The 16,323-nt window shown below is 68.4% G+C and carries 12 protein-coding genes; 8 read left to right on the plus strand and 4 right to left on the minus strand.

What is annotated here, in order from left to right; translation table 11 throughout:
• Positions 1-20 precede the first annotated feature (20 nt).
• The 5 genes from ACZK13_RS18865 to ACZK13_RS18885 all read left to right on the plus strand — a co-directional run bounded on the left by ACZK13_RS18865 (position 21) and on the right by ACZK13_RS18885 (position 8,308).
• Positions 21-1,811 carry an endonuclease gene (locus ACZK13_RS18865; RefSeq protein ID WP_032130048.1) on the plus strand — a complete coding sequence of 597 codons (1,791 nt, stop codon included), beginning with the start codon at positions 21-23 and terminating at the stop codon, positions 1,809-1,811.
• Positions 1,812-1,879: 68 nt separating this feature from the next.
• Complete coding sequence (gene cutA, locus ACZK13_RS18870; RefSeq protein ID WP_253143485.1) at positions 1,880-2,218, plus strand: divalent-cation tolerance protein CutA; 339 nt, start codon at positions 1,880-1,882, stop codon at positions 2,216-2,218.
• Positions 2,215-4,599: a protein-disulfide reductase DsbD domain-containing protein gene (locus ACZK13_RS18875; RefSeq protein ID WP_180837437.1), complete on the plus strand. Its 2,385-nt coding sequence runs from the start codon at positions 2,215-2,217 to the stop codon at positions 4,597-4,599. Before cutA ends, ACZK13_RS18875 begins: the two co-directional genes overlap by 4 nt.
• Complete coding sequence (locus ACZK13_RS18880) at positions 4,596-5,159, plus strand: TlpA family protein disulfide reductase (RefSeq protein WP_107433205.1); 564 nt, start codon at positions 4,596-4,598, stop codon at positions 5,157-5,159. Before ACZK13_RS18875 ends, ACZK13_RS18880 begins: the two co-directional genes overlap by 4 nt.
• Positions 5,160-5,785: 626 nt before the next feature.
• Positions 5,786-8,308: a PepSY domain-containing protein gene (locus tag ACZK13_RS18885; RefSeq protein WP_125895611.1), complete on the plus strand. Its 2,523-nt coding sequence runs from the start codon at positions 5,786-5,788 to the stop codon at positions 8,306-8,308.
• A gap of 63 nt (positions 8,309-8,371) precedes the next feature.
• Here the strand turns inward: ACZK13_RS18885 and ACZK13_RS18890 are convergent, their stop codons facing one another.
• Positions 8,372-10,909, minus strand: coding sequence for a methyl-accepting chemotaxis protein (locus ACZK13_RS18890; RefSeq protein WP_253145230.1), 2,538 nt, complete (start codon positions 10,907-10,909; stop codon positions 8,372-8,374).
• 202 nt (positions 10,910-11,111) lie between these two features.
• Here ACZK13_RS18890 and ACZK13_RS18895 point away from each other — a divergent pair, with 202 nt between their 5' ends.
• Positions 11,112-11,951 (plus strand): arylamine N-acetyltransferase family protein, encoded by an 840-nt coding sequence (locus ACZK13_RS18895; RefSeq protein ID WP_253145232.1) that lies wholly within the window; start codon positions 11,112-11,114, stop codon positions 11,949-11,951.
• 91 nt (positions 11,952-12,042) lie between these two features.
• On the opposite strand, the gene ACZK13_RS18900 is transcribed toward ACZK13_RS18895, so the two are convergent.
• The 3 genes from ACZK13_RS18900 to ACZK13_RS18910 are packed head-to-tail and all read right to left on the minus strand — an operon-like array spanning position 12,043 to position 14,172.
• Entirely contained in the window at positions 12,043-12,414 is a 372-nt protein-coding gene (locus tag ACZK13_RS18900; protein ID WP_125895608.1) for a VOC family protein, read from the minus strand.
• 22 nt (positions 12,415-12,436) lie between these two features.
• Positions 12,437-13,075 carry a response regulator transcription factor gene (locus ACZK13_RS18905; protein WP_253145234.1) on the minus strand — a complete coding sequence of 213 codons (639 nt, stop codon included), beginning with the start codon at positions 13,073-13,075 and terminating at the stop codon, positions 12,437-12,439.
• Entirely contained in the window at positions 13,072-14,172 is a 1,101-nt protein-coding gene (locus tag ACZK13_RS18910; protein ID WP_107433198.1) for a sensor histidine kinase, read from the minus strand. Before ACZK13_RS18910 ends, ACZK13_RS18905 begins: the two co-directional genes overlap by 4 nt.
• Positions 14,173-14,328: 156 nt before the next feature.
• On the opposite strand from ACZK13_RS18910, the gene ACZK13_RS18915 reads away from it, so the two are divergent.
• Together ACZK13_RS18915 and ACZK13_RS18920 are read left to right on the plus strand one after the other, a co-directional pair.
• Positions 14,329-14,751 carry a DUF2141 domain-containing protein gene (locus ACZK13_RS18915; protein ID WP_125895606.1) on the plus strand — a complete coding sequence of 141 codons (423 nt, stop codon included), beginning with the start codon at positions 14,329-14,331 and terminating at the stop codon, positions 14,749-14,751.
• 25 nt (positions 14,752-14,776) lie between these two features.
• Positions 14,777-16,300: a carotenoid oxygenase family protein gene (locus ACZK13_RS18920; RefSeq protein ID WP_253145236.1), complete on the plus strand. Its 1,524-nt coding sequence runs from the start codon at positions 14,777-14,779 to the stop codon at positions 16,298-16,300.
• Positions 16,301-16,323: the final 23 nt, after the last annotated feature.

Genomic DNA, 16,323 nt, shown 5'->3' on the forward strand with positions numbered 1-16,323 from the left:
CCAATCACAAGGAGTAGTCGATGCGATTGCTGTCCCCGCTTGCCGCCGCCTGCCTGCTGGCGCTGGCCGCCGCGCCGGCCCAGGCCGAAGTCTTCATCAACGAACTGCACTACGACGACAGCACCGCCGCCGGTGACGTCGGCGAAGCCATCGAAGTGGTCGCTACCGCGGGCGAGGACCTGTCCGGCTACCGCCTCTATCTCTACAACGGCAGCAATCCTTCGGCCGCCACGGTCTACGCCAACAATCCGGTCCCGGCCGGCACCGCCGCGGGTTGCGGCAGCGCCACCCTGGCCGTGGTCAGCTACCCGACCAACGGCCTGCAGAACGGCCCGAACGACGGCATCGCCCTGGTCGATGCCAGCGGCAAGGTGGTCCAGTTCCTCAGCTACGAGGGCGCCATCACCGCCTCCGGTGGCCCTGCCGCCGGCATGACCAGCCAGAACATTCCGGTGGCCGAGACCAACAGCACGGCCCCGGGCACCTCGCTGCAGCTGACCGGCAGCGGCAGCCAGTACGCCCACTTCACCTGGGCCGAATCGGCCAAGCAGACGTTTGGCAGCTGCAACAACGGCCAGACCTTCAGCGGGGGTGGCACCCCGGGCCCGAACACGCCGCCGTCGGTCTCCACCACCACCCCGGCGCAGGGCAGCAGCACCTTCCCGGCCGCCGCCGACCTGGAAGTGGTGTTCAGCGAGACGGTGAACCTGGCCAGCGGCGCCTTCGCCCTGAGCTGCGGCACCTCCGGCAGCGTGCCGCTGACCTACCCGGCCAGCGGCCGCAGCGTGAAGCTGTCCACCAACACCGCGCTGGTGGCCGGTGAAGCCTGCCGCTTCGACATCCGCGCCGCGCGCATCACCGACCTGCAGGGCGCACACCCGGCCGCCGACAGCCGCATCGCCTTCACCGTGGCCAGCACCGGCGGCAATCCGGACCCGGGCAACCCGGGCGTGCCGGCCGGTTACTACTCCAAGGTCAATACCAGCAGCCCCAGCCAGCTACGCTGCTCGCTGCACGCCACCATCAAGGGCCACACCGCCTACCCGTACAGCGGCTCGGGCACCAGCACCTGGACCATCCTGGAAATCGCCGACGAGGATCCGAACAACAGCGGCAGGATCCTGGATGCGTACCGCAACCGCAGCTACGCCAAGGTGACCGACCGCGCCGGCAGCGGCGGCGGCCTGAAGTACAACCGCGAGCACACCTGGCCGAACTCGCTGGGCTTTGCCAGCACCACCGGCGACAAGGGCCTGCCGTACGCGCCGTACACCGACACCCACATGCTGTACCTGACCGACGCGCAGTGGAACGCCGACCGTGGCAACAAGCCATTCGGCAAGTGCGACGCCAACTGCGGCGAACGCGCCACCGAGGCCAACAACGGCCAGGGCGGCGGCAGCGGCGGCTACCCGGGCAACTCCAACTGGGTGCGCACGCCGGACGGCAACACCGGCACCTTCGAGGTGTGGGGCAAGCGCAAGGGCGACATGGCGCGTGCGGTGATGTACATGGCGATCCGCTACGAGGGCGGCAAGGATGCGGCCACCGGCCAGTCCGAGCCGGACCTGGAGCTGACCGACGACCGCAGCAGGATCGTCAAGACCAGCAGTTCGCCGGCCTACATGGGCCTGCTCTCGACGCTGATCGACTGGCACCTGTCCGATCCGCCGGATGATGCCGAGCGTGCCCGCAACGACGTGATCTACAGCTTCCAGGGCAACCGCAACCCGTTCATCGACCACCCCGAGTGGGCGACCCCTGGCCTGTTCACCTCGGCCAAGCCGGCCTCCTGCCAGCTGGCCAACTGACCGCGCAACGCAGCGGTCCACTGCCGCCGCCGGGCCCTGACCCGGCGGCGGCCCTATACTCGACGGTCATGTCGACCATCGATCCCGTCCTGCTGCTGTTGACCACCTGCCCGGACCGGGCCAGTGCCGAGCGCATCGCGCACGCGCTGGTCGGCGAGCGCCTGGCCGCGTGCGTGACCCGCCTCGATGGCGCGCAGTCGACCTACCGCTGGCAGGGCGAGGTGACCACCGACACCGAACTGCAGCTGCTGGTGAAGACCACCGCGAGCCGCGTCGATGACGCAATCGCCCGGATCGTCGAACTGCATCCGTATGAACTCCCGGAGTGCATCGCGGTCGAAACCCGGGCCGGCCTGCCGGCGTATCTGGACTGGATCCGGGCACAGACCCGGGAGGACACTGATTGAAGACTTTGTTTGCGCGTGGCGCCGCCCTGTGCGCCCTGTTGTGGCTCTCGCTGCCGGCCTTCGCGCTGGATGAGAAGGACCTGCTGCCGGTGGACCAGGCGTTCGCGCTGACCGCGACCGCCCCCGAACGCGGCCAGGTGCAGCTGCAGTTCAAGATCGCGCCGGGCTACTACCTGTATCGCCACCGCACCAGCGTCAAGGCGGATCCGGCCTTCAATGCCGGCGCGCTGCAGATGCCCAAGGGCGACAAGCACCACGACGATTTCTTCGGCGAAGTCGAAACCTATCGCGAACGCCTGCAGGCCACCCTGCCCGGCACGCCGACCGACGCCGCCGGCACCATCAGCCTGGAAGTGCGTTACCAGGGCTGCGCCGATGCCGGTGTCTGCTACCCGCCGCAGAAGCGCGTGGTGCAGGTCACCCTGCCGGGCGCCGGTGCGGCGGCCGCGGTGCCTGCCGCGCGTGCCGGTGCCGCAAGCCCGTTCAACAACCCGCTGGCCGGTGCCGGCAACAGCGGTGGCCTGCGCCTGCCGGGCGCGGCCAGCAACAGCCAGGCGCTGCCGCTGCCGTCGGAGCAGGCGTTCGGCTTCGACGCCATCGCCAGCGACGGCAATACCCTGCTGCTGCGCTTCAGCCCGGCGCCGGGCTACTACCTGTATCGCGACCGCACTTCGGTGAAGCTGGACGGCAGCACCGGGGTGCTGGCCGACAAGCTGCGCTGGCCTGCCGCACAGTCGCATCGCGACGAACACTTCGGCGATGTCTCGGTGTACTTCAACCAGGTGGAAGTGCCGCTGCCGCTGCGCCGCTCCATCGCCGATGCGGTCGACAGCACTCTGGTGGTGACCTTCCAGGGTTGCCAGACCGATGGCATCTGCTACCCGCCGATGACCCGCCGGGTGAAGCTGTCCATTCCGGCCGGCAAGGTCAGCAGCAGTGCCGACCAGGCGCCACCGCGCAATGAGGTGATCAGCCCGCTGCCTGCTGCCAGCGGCGCACCACGCGAAGCCGCCAACGGCGCGCCGCTGCGCCTGCTGCCAACCGTGCCCAATACGGATGCAACGGCCCCTGCTGCAGCAGGTGACGGCACCGCCAGCCGTGAGTTCGCCGCCGATGCACAGGGCGACAACGCGCTGCGCACGCGACCGCCGGTGACCACGCCGAATCCGGACCGTTCGTTCGTATGGGTCCTGCTGCTGGCCCTTGCCGGTGGCCTGGTACTGAACCTGATGCCCTGCGTGCTGCCGATCCTGTCGCTGAAGGTCCTGAGCCTGGCGCAGAGCGGCGAAAGCCCGCAGCGCGCGCGCAGCCATGCCCTCTGGTACACGCTGGGCGTACTGGTCGCGTTCGCGGTGATCGGTGCGTTGATGGTTGGCCTGCGCGCGATCGGCAACGCCGTCGGCATCGGCTTCCAGCTGCAGCACCCGGGCGTGGTGGCGGCGCTGGCCTACATCATGTTCGCGGTGGGCCTGAGCCTGTCCGGCGTGTTCACACTGGGCGGCGGCATTGGCAACCTCGGCCAGTCGCTGGCCAGCCGCAGTGGCCCGGCCGGTGATTTCTTCACCGGTGCGCTGGCCTGCGTGGTCGGCAGTGCCTGCGTCGGCCCGTTCATGGGCGGCGCGATTGCCTACGCGTTCATTGCCCCGCCGCTGAAGGCGATGACCGTGTTCCTGTTCCTCGGCCTGGGCCTGGCGCTGCCGTTCCTGCTGATCGGCTTCGTGCCGGCGCTGGCGCGCCGCCTGCCCAAGCCGGGCCCGTGGATGGAAACGCTCAAGCACGTGCTGGCCTTCCCGATGTATGCCACCGTGCTGTGGCTGCTGTGGGTGCTGGGCAAGCAGCGCGGCGTGGACGGCATGGCGCTGGTGCTGGGTGGCCTACTGCTGCTGGCCTTCGGCCTGTGGCTGTTTGAACGCAACCGCTGGACCGGCTCGCGCGCCGTCACCCTGCTCGGCGTGCTGCTGGCGATCGGTGCACTGGTTCCGGCCTGGGGCGTGACCCAGCTGGCAGCGCCGGCGCGTGCCGCACAGGCGGCCACTGACAACGTGGTCGAATACTCGCCGCAGCTGCTGGATCGCCTGCGCGCCGACAACCGCGTGGTGTTCGTGAACATGACCGCCGACTGGTGCGTGAGCTGCAAGGCCAACGAGCGCGCCGTGCTGTCGCGCCCAGAGTTCAAGGAACTGCTCAAGCGCACCAACGCGGTGTACATGCGCGGTGACTACACCAACGTCGATCCGCAGATCACCACGTTCCTGGAAGAGCACAAGGCCGTGGGCGTGCCGCTGTACGTGGTGTACGGCCCCGGCGCACCGCCGACCGTGCTGCCGACCCTGCTGACCCAGGCGGTGGTCGAGGAAGCGCTGCTGCGCACCGCACGATGAAATGGCAACGGCCAGCGCTGCTGTGGACAGCGGTGCTGGCCGCCGGCCTCGGCCTGTGGGCCGGGCATCGATTGGCTCCCGCGCCGGCTGCGCCTGAGGCCATGCCAGCGGCGCCTGCGGTGGCGGCGGTGGCACCCGCCCTGCAGGTCGGCGACAGCCTGCCCGCGCTGTCGCTGCCCGATCTTGAAGGCCGACCGCTGGACCTGCGCCAGCACGCTACCGGCCGCCCGCTGTTGATCAATGTCTGGGCCAGCTGGTGCGCGCCCTGCGTTGAAGAAATGCCTGAACTGGCGCGCTTTGCCCACACCCAGGGCGACAACGGTGTGCAGGTTCTTGGCCTGGCGCTGGATACGCCGGAAGACGTGCGCGGTTTCCTGCAGCGGGTACCGGTGGATTACCCGATCGTGATCGAGACACCCGGGCCACGCGATGCCAGCGTGCAGCTGGGCAATACGCAGGGCCTGCTGCCCTACAGCGTGCTGTTCGATGCACAGGGGCGGCTGGTGAAGGCCAAGCTGGGACCGTTCGCCCACGGCGAGATCGACAGCTGGGTGAAGTGAGGGTGTTTTTTGCAGGGCTTGCAGCCCTGCACCCTGCTCAATGCAACGGCAACAGCCAAAGCCAAAGCGGGCATTCCGTGGGATGGCGGGGCGGTGTCGGAGTGCGGGGACGCTGCAAGTACGTCCCTGTAAGCTTGGCAGCCGCATCCATGCGGCTGACACCCCGCACTCCGACACCGCCCCGCCTCTGACAGATCTTCGCGGCTGTTGGTAGGTGTCGACCTTGGTCGACACATCTGTCAGATATCGATATTCAGAACGGAATCAGACCCCGTGCCGACCAACGGTCGGCACCTACCAAAGCAGAACGCCGTTCCGACAGATCGCAGGAAACTGTCGAAGGCGGGGTGGGTCCGGTTGAGGGGGCGTGAGCCGCATGGATGCGGCGACCGAGCTTACATGGACGTACTTGCAGCGTCCCCCTCAACCGGACCCACCCCGCCAACCCACGGAAAGCCAGCTTTTGACGTTGACGTTGCTCCGGCTTGTAGCGGGTGCAGGGCTGCAAAGCCCTGCAACAGAACCCTCCTTGACCGTAGCCCGTCCGCCACGGAGAATTCCGCGGATAATTCTCATTTGCTGTTGCGCAGGATGCGGGCGGCAGCCTTCCAGGCCCTCCTCCTTCGATGTTCAAGAACGTCCTGTTCCAACTGCACTGGCTGCTGGGCATCACCGCCGGTGCCGTGCTGGCCGTGATGGGCCTCAGCGGCGCCGTGCTGTCCTTCGAGGATGAACTGCTGCGGGCGGCCAATCCCGGCTTCGCCGAGATCGCCGAGCACCATGCCGACGGCCAGCTTCCGCTTGAACTCAGCGAACTGGTGCCGCTGCTGCAGACCGGCAGTGATCGCCCCCTGCAACGCCTGCGCGTGGATGCCACCGGGCAACGGCCCTCGGTGGCGCGCTTCGCCGGTGGCAAGGAACACTGGGTCTACTTCGATCCGTACACCGGCGAGCGCTTCAGCGCCCTGCGCGGGCAGGCGTTCTTCGATTTCGTCGAGGATCTGCATCGCCACCTCGCCGCCGGCGAGCGCGGCAAATGGATCACCGGCAGTTGTGCCATCGCGCTGCTGTTCTTCACCCTGTCCGGGCTCTACCTGCGCTGGCCGCGGCGCTGGTGGCACTGGCGCAGCTGGCTGGCGGTGGAATGGAAACGCAGCGGCCGTGGCTTCCTGTGGAGCCTGCACTCGGTGGTCGGCACCTGGGTGCTGCTGATCTACCTGATGAGTGCGCTGACCGGCCTCTGGTGGTCGTTCGACTGGTATCGCAGTGCCGCCAACACCCTGCTGGGCGTCGCACCGGCCGCCAAGCACAAGGTCGCCACCGGTGCCGCCCTGAACCTGGAACGCATCGAAGCCACGCTGTACGCACTGCCCGGCGTGCGCACCGGCTACATCGACCTGCGCCTGCCGGAGAAGCCGGGGCAGGCACTGAACGTGCGGGTGATGGCCGGTGATCCGTCGCAGCGCGGCGGCCAGCATGACCGCGCGCATGATCTGCTGCAGCTGGACCCAGGCACGGGGGCCACGCTCGATGCCCGCCCCTATGCGCGCCAGGGCGCCGGCGCGCAGCTGGCCACCAGCGTGTTCGCGCTGCACTCGGGCAGTTACTTCGGCGTGCCCGGGCGTGTCGTGGTGATGCTCAGCAGCCTGGGCATGAGCCTGTTCTTCATCACCGGCTGGATGCTCTACCTGGACCGCCGCCGCAGCCAGCGCGCCGCGCGTGACCTGCGCCAGTCGCTGCCAGCAACGCCTGCCGATGGCGGTGGTACGCCGTGGCTGGTGGTGCATGCCAGCCAGAGTGGACTGGGAGAACAACTGGCATGGCGCGCCGCCGCGCAGCTGCAGGCGTCCGGTCATGCGGTGCAGGTGCTGCCACTGGCCCGCGTCGATGCCGCGCAGCTGGCACGCACCGCGCAGGTGCTGTGGGTACTGAGCACCTTCGGCGACGGCGAGCCACCGGATGCGGCGCGAGGCGCTGCACGACGGCTGATGGCACAGACACTCGACCTGTCAGGCCTGCAGTTTGGACTGCTGGCGCTGGGTGACCGACAGTACCCGCACTACTGCGGCTTCGGTCGCCAGGTTGATGGCTGGCTGCTCGGCAACGGCGCGCGCCCGTTGTTCGACCGCATCGAAGTCGATGCCGCCTCGGTAGCGGCCTTGCGCCAATGGCAGCTGCAGCTGGGCGCGCTGACCGGCATCGTCACCGATGACAGCGTACTGCCAGCGGCCACGCAGATGCATGAGTGGCGGCTGCTCGGCCGCGACCGGCTCAATCCGGGCAGCATCGGTGGTGCCATCTGGCGCATCCGTCTTGCGCCACCGGCCGACGTGCAGTGGCAGGCGGGCGACATCCTGCATATCGCGCCCCGGCACAACGCACGGCACGCCAGCGCCGTGTTGAAGGCACAGGGGTTGGATCCGCTGCAGCCGCTGCTGGTGGACGGCCACCCACGCACCCTGCTGGCGCTGGCAAGTGAACGCGAGCTGCCCGAGGCCGACGCCGCGCTGGCGGTGCAGGATGCCTGCCTGTGGCTGTCCGGATTGCCAACGCTGCCCGGACGCGAATACTCCATCGCCTCCTCCACGAGTGATGAAGTGGTGGAACTGGTGGTGCGCCTGGTGCATGACCTGTCGGGTCGAGCCGGGCTGGGCTCGGGCTGGCTGGCGCTGCATGCCCCGGTCGGTGCCAGCATCGTGGCCCGTGTGCATCGCAACCCCGGTTTCCATCGCATTGGCGGTGTGCCGATGGTGCTGATCGGCAATGGCACCGGCATCGCGGGTCTGCGCAGCTTGTTGCGCGAAGCTGCCCATGCAGGCGAGCACGGGCACTGGCTGCTGTTCGGTGAGCGCCAGCGCGCGCACGACTTCCTGTTCGCCGACGAGATCCAAGCGTGGCAGGCCGATGGCCATCTCGCGCGGGTGGACCTGGCGTTCTCGCGCGATGGCGAAGGTGGTTACGTGCAGGATTGTCTGCATGCCGCCACCGATGCGCTGCGCGAATGGATGCAGCGTGGCGCGGTGATTCATGTCTGCGGCTCGCTGCAGGGCATGGCCGAAGGCGTGGACCAGGTGCTGCGCGAAGCGCTGGGTGATGAAGAAGTGGAAACGCTGCTGGAGACCGGGCGCTACCGTCGCGACGTGTATTGAGCCACAAGGGTAGTACCGGCCGCCGGCGCGTGCCGGCCGGCGGCCGGCACTACCGGAGCACGATCAGGCCGCAGCGCGCGCCTGTGGCATCGACTGCAACTGGAACGCGCCCACCGCTTCGGTCAGCGCGTGTACCTGCGCCTGCATCTGCGCGGTGGAGGCACCAGCCTCTTCCACCAGGCTGGCGTTGCGCTGGGTGCTGGCTTCCATCTGCACGATGGTCTGCTTCACCTGCGCGATGCCGGCATGCTGGTCCTGCGATGCACTGCGGATACCGGCCAGCAGCTCGGCCAGCTGCTGCACGCTGCCAACGATCTCGCCCATCGTGATGCCCGCCTGCTCGGCCTGCTGGTTGCCCTGGCCAACACGCGCCACCGAATCCTCGATCAGTCCTTTGATCTGCTTGGCCGCTTCGGCACTGCGCTGGGCCAGCAGGCGCACTTCCGCAGCCACCACGGCGAAGCTGCGGCCCTGCTCACCTGCGCGCGCGGCTTCCACCGCGGCATTCAGCGCGAGGATGTTGGTCTGGAAAGCGATGCCATCGATCAGCTGGGTGATGTCGCCGATCCGCCGCGAGGCCTCGCTGATGCCATGCATGGTCGCGACCACCTGGCCGACGGCCTCGCCACCGCGCTGGGCCACCGCCGCCGCCCCCTGCACCAAGGCATCGGCGCGGCCCGCGGCATCGGCATTGCGGCCAACGGTGTCGGTCAACTCGTGCATCGACGCTGCCGTCTCTTCCAGGTTGGCCGCCTGCTGTTCGGTACGCTGCGACAGATCATGGTGCCCGGCAACGATCTCACCAACGCCGGTGTCGAGGCTGGACGTCGCCTGCTGGATGCGGGTGACGATGCGGCCCAGTTGCGCGACCGTGGCGTTGGCATCGTCGCGCATGCGTGCGAACACGCCCTGCAGCTCACCTTCCATGCGCACGCTGAGGTCACCACGGGCCAGCGCCGCCAGAAGCGCCTGCAGATCGCCGAGGTTGGTCTCGAAGGTCGCCAGCAGGCGGTTGATGCTGGTCGACAACGTGCGCACGAAGCCCTGTTTTCCCTCCAGCGCGATGCGGCCGTGCAGGTCGCCATGTGCGGCGGCGTCGACCAGTGCTGCCACTTCGGTTTCCAGCAGCGTTTCCAGCGCGCGGCTGCGCCACTCCACTGCCACGCCGAGGAAATGCCCCTCGTCGACAATGGGATTGGCGATCAGCTGATAGCGGACACCGCAATGGCCGATCTCGCGTTCTTCGCGTTGTCGCACGCCAGCCAGGCTGGCCAGCGCCGGATGCAGGCGTACCGCATCGCTCCCCACCAGATCTTCAACCTGGAGTTCAAGCTGCTCCAGCAGCGCCGGATTGGCGTACGCCACCAGGCCTTCGGCATCGACCACCATCAGCCCGGTCTGCGCACTGTCCAGCGCCTGGCGCACCCGGGTGTTGCCGCGCGCCACAGCACGTTCGGTCTCGATGCGCGCGCGCAGGCGCTGCTGCATGTCGACCAGGCGCTGGGCAAGCTGGCCGATCTCATCGTTGGCGTTGTAGACGCGCAGGGTGGTGTCGAGGCGGTCGTCGGCGATATCGCTGGCGAAACGCAGGGTGTCCTGGATCGGCTGGCGCACCGCACGCAGCACCAGCACCAGGCTGGTGATCAGCACGCCGGCCACCAGCAGCAGGGTGAGTGCGAACAGCACGCTCATCGTCCGCGCACCGGCCTGCTGGCGCGCCTGAGCCCTGGCCAGCGCTGCCACCTGTGCCTGCTGGAAAGCGGCAAGCGCCGGCGCTACGCCCGCGGCGGTATCCAGCAGCGACTGCGCTTCCACATCCAGGCCGACGCGGGCAGCGGTATACCCCAGCAGTGCGCCCTGATAGCCCTCCATCCCGCTGCGCAGGGCGTCCTGCGCATCCGCAGGCAGGCCCGCCAGCGCGAGGTCGAACGGCAGCTTTTCCTCGCTGGCGCGGTCGGCGTGAGTGGAATCACCGTCGAGCAGCAGCAGTGCCTCCTGCCTACGCATCTTCTGCAGGGACAGCGCCAGCGACGGCCGCTGCAGCGCATCCACCTGCACCTGCAGGGTGTCGGCGGCCTGCTGCAGCTGTGCGGCAAGACCGGCATCACCGCGGCCCATTTCATCGACACGTTCAAACAGGGCGGCGACACCCTGCGAGAACGCGTCGGCCGATTCGGTCAGCACCTGCAGCGCCTTGCGCCGGCCGGCGTCCATCGGCATCGCGCGAAGCGCCTGCAGGTCAGCCTGCAGGGCCTTCTGTGTTGCCAGCAACTGGCTGCGGTCAGCATCATCGAAACTGCGTGCATACTGGGTCTGCAGGCGGCGCGCTTCGGCCACCCGCGTGGACAGGCTGGCAGCCAGATCGCTGCCGCGCTGGTAGCTGGCCTGGCTGCGCGCGGCCAGGGCGTTGGCATGGCCAGTCCAGGCGTAGACAGCGGCGATCGCCACCAGCCCCAGGCCACAGACCCACAGGGTCGCCTTGAGCTTGTTGGCCACGCTGAGCCGGTGTGGTTGCAGCCACAGCAGCAGGCCGGGGGACGCCGAGCGCAACGTGGCAAGACGCGTGCGCAGGGACCGGAGGTGGGGGACAACGGCCGACATGACAGACTCCAGGCGGAAGGACGCACCTGTATCGGCCGGATTCAGGTCAACTTTAGGCCTTTTTTCGTCTGCGTCCCCCGTCACTGGCGGACGCGGTCTTTGTACCGGGTGCAGGCGACGGGGGCATGACACGGCCGCCGTGCTTGACCTCAACCCCGGTTGGGGGAGCACAGTGGACCTCCCTTCCCCGCCCGGTGCCCCCATGACGAGGCTCGATGTCCCCCGCTACCTGCAGCGCCTGCAGCTGGATGCGCCGCCACCACGGACCCTGGCCGGCCTGACCCTGCTACAGCAGCGCCACAACGCACTGCTGCCCTTCGAAACCCTCAGCTGCCTGCTGCGCGATGCGGTGCCGATCGACCTGGACAGCGTGCAGCGCAAGCTGATTGACGAGCGCCGCGGTGGCTACTGCTTCGAACTCAATGGTGGGTTGCTGGCGCTGCTGCAGGCCTTGGGCTTCGATGCCCAGCCATTGAGCGCGCGCGTACTGCTGGCCGCCCAGGACGACGAACTGACCGCGCGTACCCATCTGCTGCTGCGCGTGCAGGTGGACGGCGATGACTGGCTGGTGGATGCCGGTTTTGGCAGCCTGACCCCGACCGTACCGCTGCGCCTGCATGACCCGCAGCCGCAGGCCACCCCGCACGAACGCTATCTGTTGCAGCGGTTGGAAGACGGCGGTGATTTCATGCTGTCGGCCGAATCCAGCGACGGCTGGCGGGTGATGTACCGCTTCGATCTGCAGGCGCCGGCGCCGATCGACAACGTGGTGGGCAACTGGTACGTATGTACCCATCCCGATTCCAGTTTCCCCGGCCAGTTGCGCGCGTCGCTGACCGGGCCGGACTGGCGCCGCACCATCGGCAGCGGCAACTACACCGAGTACCGCCCCGGACAGGCACCGGACAAGCGCCCGCTGCATGATGTGGGTGATGTGCGCGACGTGCTGGAGCAGCGCTTCGGCATCCAGCTTCCGGACGACCCGCGGCTGGACCCGGCCATCAATGACTGGCTGCAGCGCTCGCGCGCCGCGACGCTGTAGAGTCGAGCTTGCTCGACTGATGCATCTACGGCGACGTCAAAATCAGTCGAGCAAGCTCGACTCTACAGATGCGCGCACCGCAGCGTTGACGTTACGGCGCTGTGCGCGCCTGCAATGCGATACGGTTGCCTTCGCTGTCGCGGATCTCGGCCACGCGCCAGTCGCCGGCATCGGCCGGGCCGAAGCGCAGCTCGGCTCCGGCCTGCAGCGCACGGTCGAGGCTGGCATCCAGGTCATCGACGCCGATGTAGATGCGCGCGCCCTGCTCGGAAGGCAGATAGTCCGCGCCGTGCACCAGCGCAATGCTGGCACCGGCGGCCTCATCGGAAAACGGCAGATAGGCCATCCGGCAGTCGTGCAGCACGATGGGTTCGTCCACCGCAACCTGCAGCCATCGCTGGTAGAACGTGATGGCCCGGTCCAGGTCACTGGCCGGGATTTCCACATGCAGGATCGGGTTCACAGACACTCCTTGCCACCTCCACTCAGATGATGCGCAGGGTAATCGCCTTCAGGACCGCGCGGGTACGGTCGCGGGTGCCGAGCTTGTCGAGGATGGCGGACACGTAGTTCTTCACCGTGCCCTCGGCCAGGAACAGGCTGCGCGCGATCTCCTTGTTGCTGTAGCCCCCGGCCAGCAGGCGCAGGATTGCCACTTCACGTTCGCCGAAGGTATCGGTGGGCGGTGCTTCATCGTGGAAGCGGTAGCGGGCGCGTACCGGCTCGGTGCTGACCGGCAGCAGCAGGGTTTCGCCAGCGGCGACGCGTTCGATGGCCTCGCGCAGGTCGGCCGGCGCGGCATCCTTGAGCAGGAAGCCCTGTGCGCCGGCCTCGCTGGCGCGCAGCAGCAGATCACTTTCATCGAAGGTGGTCAGCAGCAGCCACGGCGTGGCATCGCCGCGCGCCCGCAGCTGGCGCAGTGCCTCGATCCCATCCAGCCCGGGCATGCGGATGTCACTGAGCACCACGTCCACGCGCTGCGTATCCAGCGCATCCAGCAGGGCCTGGCCATCCTCGGCCTCCAGCACCACGTCCACCCCCAGGCCCTGCAGCAGCGCACGCAGGCCGGCGCGGACCAGCGCCTGGTCATCGGCCAGCGCCACCCTGATCATGGCGGCACTCATGCCGGCAACCGCGCGGTCAGATGCATGCCGCCCTGCGCCGTTCGGGCCAACTCCAGCCGCCCCTGTACGGCCGCCAGACGCTCGCGCATGCCGGCGATGCCATTGCCCTCGCGGATGCGTTCGGCGCGCTGGCCATCATCGCGGATATCGATACGCAACTGGGAATCCTCTTCACTGATCGTCAGCCACACGGTGTCTGCATTGCCGTGCCGGGCGGCGTTGGTCAGGGCTTCCTGTACCAGCCGCAGCACGGTCTCGGCCATCAACGGGTCAGCCACGCGCACCCCGTCGCCGATCTGCAGCTGCAGCTTCGGTCGTGGGAAGGGTGCGGCCAGCGCATGCAGCGCGGTGGCCAGATCGAGGCCGCGATCATCGCGCATCGACTGCACCACCTGGCGGATGTCGGCCAGCAACTCGCCGGACAACTGTTCGGCCAGCACCAGCCCTTCGCGGCCGGCCAGCGCAGGGTCAGCGGCCAGGGCGCGCAGGTTGAGCCGCATCGCGGTGAGCTTGTGCCCGGCCACATCGTGCAGCTCGCGCGCAAGGCGAAGGCGCTCGGCATCGCGTGCGCTGTCGGCCAGCAGCGCGCGGGTGGCCAGCAGGTCGGCATTGACCCGTGCAAGATCATCGCGGGCCAGCGCCGTGCTGCGCGCATAGTGCGCGGTCAGCGCGGCGAAGGCCTGGAAACCGCCATACAGCAGCACCACCAGCAGCGGCTGGCTGAAGCCGCTGTGGCGCAGCACGGCATACACCGCCAGGTTGGCCAGCAGCGCAACGCCCAGCACGAAGCGCGGCGGCCAGTGTTCGGCCAGCTGTGCAACCAGCACCACCAGCAGCACCGGGGCGGTACCGGTACGCGGCTGCAGCGCAACCAGCACAACCGCCAGCAGCGCCTGCAACACCGCAGCAGCGGCGCGCACGCGGGATGGCATCGACGCCCAGCCGTGCACCACGAACAGCAGCAGGAACACAGCAAGCAACAGCAGGCTCAGCCCGGCGCCACTGCGCTGCACTGCGAACGACAGGCCGACCACCAGCACGGTGATCAGGCCGGCAAGGCTGAGCGGACGCAACAGATGGCGGAACAGGCTGGGCATGGCCAGATGCTGACGGCCGCGCACGCCGGCGGCAATGGGTCCGGCGCAGAAAGTGACTTCTGGCACGTCGAATCGATGACCACTGGCCCTGAACCCGGTGCAGCGCCCCACGCAGACTGGCTCCCCACCGCCACACACACTTCCGGAGCCACTGCCATGATCCGCACCGCCCTGCTCAGCACCGCACTGACTGCCCTGGCCCTGGCCGGCAGTGCCCACGCCGCCGACCTGGCCGTGACCGTGCACGAGGTCCGCGCGCAGACCGGCACCCTGCGCGTTGCGCTGGTCGACAACGCCGCCGCCTGGGACGGCAAGGCCAAGCCCGTGCAGGCCCAGCAGGCGGCGCCCAGCGGCGACAGTGCCCACTTCACGTTCAAGGGCGTGCCGGCCGGCAGCTATGCCGTGCTGCTCACCCACGACGAGAACGACAACGGCAAGCTCGACACCAACCTGGTCGGGATGCCGGTGGAAGGCTACGGCTTCAGCAACAACCCGCAGGTGATGCGCAAGCCGACCTTCGACGAGGCGAGCGTCGACGTGCCGGCCGCCGGCACCGCCATCGACATCACCCTGCGCTGATTCCGCATCCATACCCGAGGCCACCATGGACCGTCGCCGCTTCCTTCGTACCCTGCTCAGCAGCAGTGCCTGCCTGACCCTGGGCGCCACCGCGCTGCGCAGCGCTCCCGCCTTCGCCGGCGACCCGACGCGGTTCGCGCAGGGCATGCAGGAACACCCGTGGCTGCTCGGCTGGCGCAGCGTCGGCAGCGAAAGCCTCGGCCCGGCCACCGTGCAGTTGCAGGGAAAGCTGCCGTCAGGCCTGGCCGGTACGCTGTACCGCAACGGCCCGGCCTGGACCGAGCGCGATGGCTTCCGCTACGACCACTGGTTCGACGGCGACGGCATGGTGCATGGCTGGCGCTTCAATGGTGACGGCAGCCTGACCCATCACGGGCGCATGGTCGCCACGCCGAAATTCACCCGTGAACAGAAGGCCGGCCGCTTCCAGTATCCGGCTGCCGGCACCAGCGTTCCCGGTGCGCTGGCAGTTCGAAACAACGACGATGCCAACGTGGCAAACACCTCGGTAACCATGATCAATGGCCGCCTGTTCGCGCTGTGCGAGTCCGGCTCGGCGTTCGAAGTAGACCCCGATTCCCTGCAGACGCTGGGTCCGGTGACCTGGCGTCCGGACCTCGCCGCACTGCCGTTCTCGGCGCACCCGCTGCGCGACCGCGACGGCAGCGTCTGGAACTTCGGCTCGATCAGCCTGATGGGTGGCCATGGCCTGCTGGTCTGGCACATCGGTGCGAACGGCCAGCTGCGCAGCGCCAATGTGATCGAAACACCCGAGCATGGCTACCTGCATGCCTTCGCGATGACCGACCAGCACCTGGTGTTCGTGATGATGCCGTTCGATTTCACCGGCGCAGGCGGCAGCTTCTTCGAGCGCATGCAGTTCGCGCCTCAGCGTCCTGTACGCATCGCGGTGGTCGCCAAGGATGCGCCGGACAAGGCGCAATGGTTCGAGGCCCCGTTCGCGGCGATCTACCACTTCGGCGACGCGTTCACCCGCGATGGCGGCATCGTGCTGCGTGCAGTGCGCCACGACGACATCAATGAGGCGCGCTCGCCGATGAAGGAAGCGATGGCCGGTGATGGCGCACACGCTGCCAACAGTGGCGCCAGCCTGGTCGAGCTGCATCTGGACCTGCGTCGTGGACAGGCCCGCTGGCAGATGTTGGGCATCAGCGCAGTGGAGTTCCCGTTGTTCGACCCGCGCTCGGCGAACACACGTGGCGCACGGCTGTATGCGCCGACCATCGACGGCACGGCCAATGCGCCGTACTTCAACGCCGTGGCCGCGTTCGACATCGAGCACGGGCGCCGCCAGCTGTGGAACTATGGCCCGGACATCATGGCCGAAGAGCATGTGTTCGTACCGCGCCCGGGCAGCCGCAACGCCGATGATGGCTGGCTGATCGGCACCCTGCTTGACCCGGTGAACAAGCGCAGCGGCCTGGCGGTGCTCGATGCCCGCCACCTGGACGACGGTCCGCTGGCACAGGCCTGGCTGCCGTATGCGGTGCCATTGGGCTTCCACGGCACCTTCGCCGCGCGCGGCTGATTCCACGCCACGCGGACACCGTT

Source organism: Stenotrophomonas sp. 99219_Sma (genome assembly GCF_056480785.1).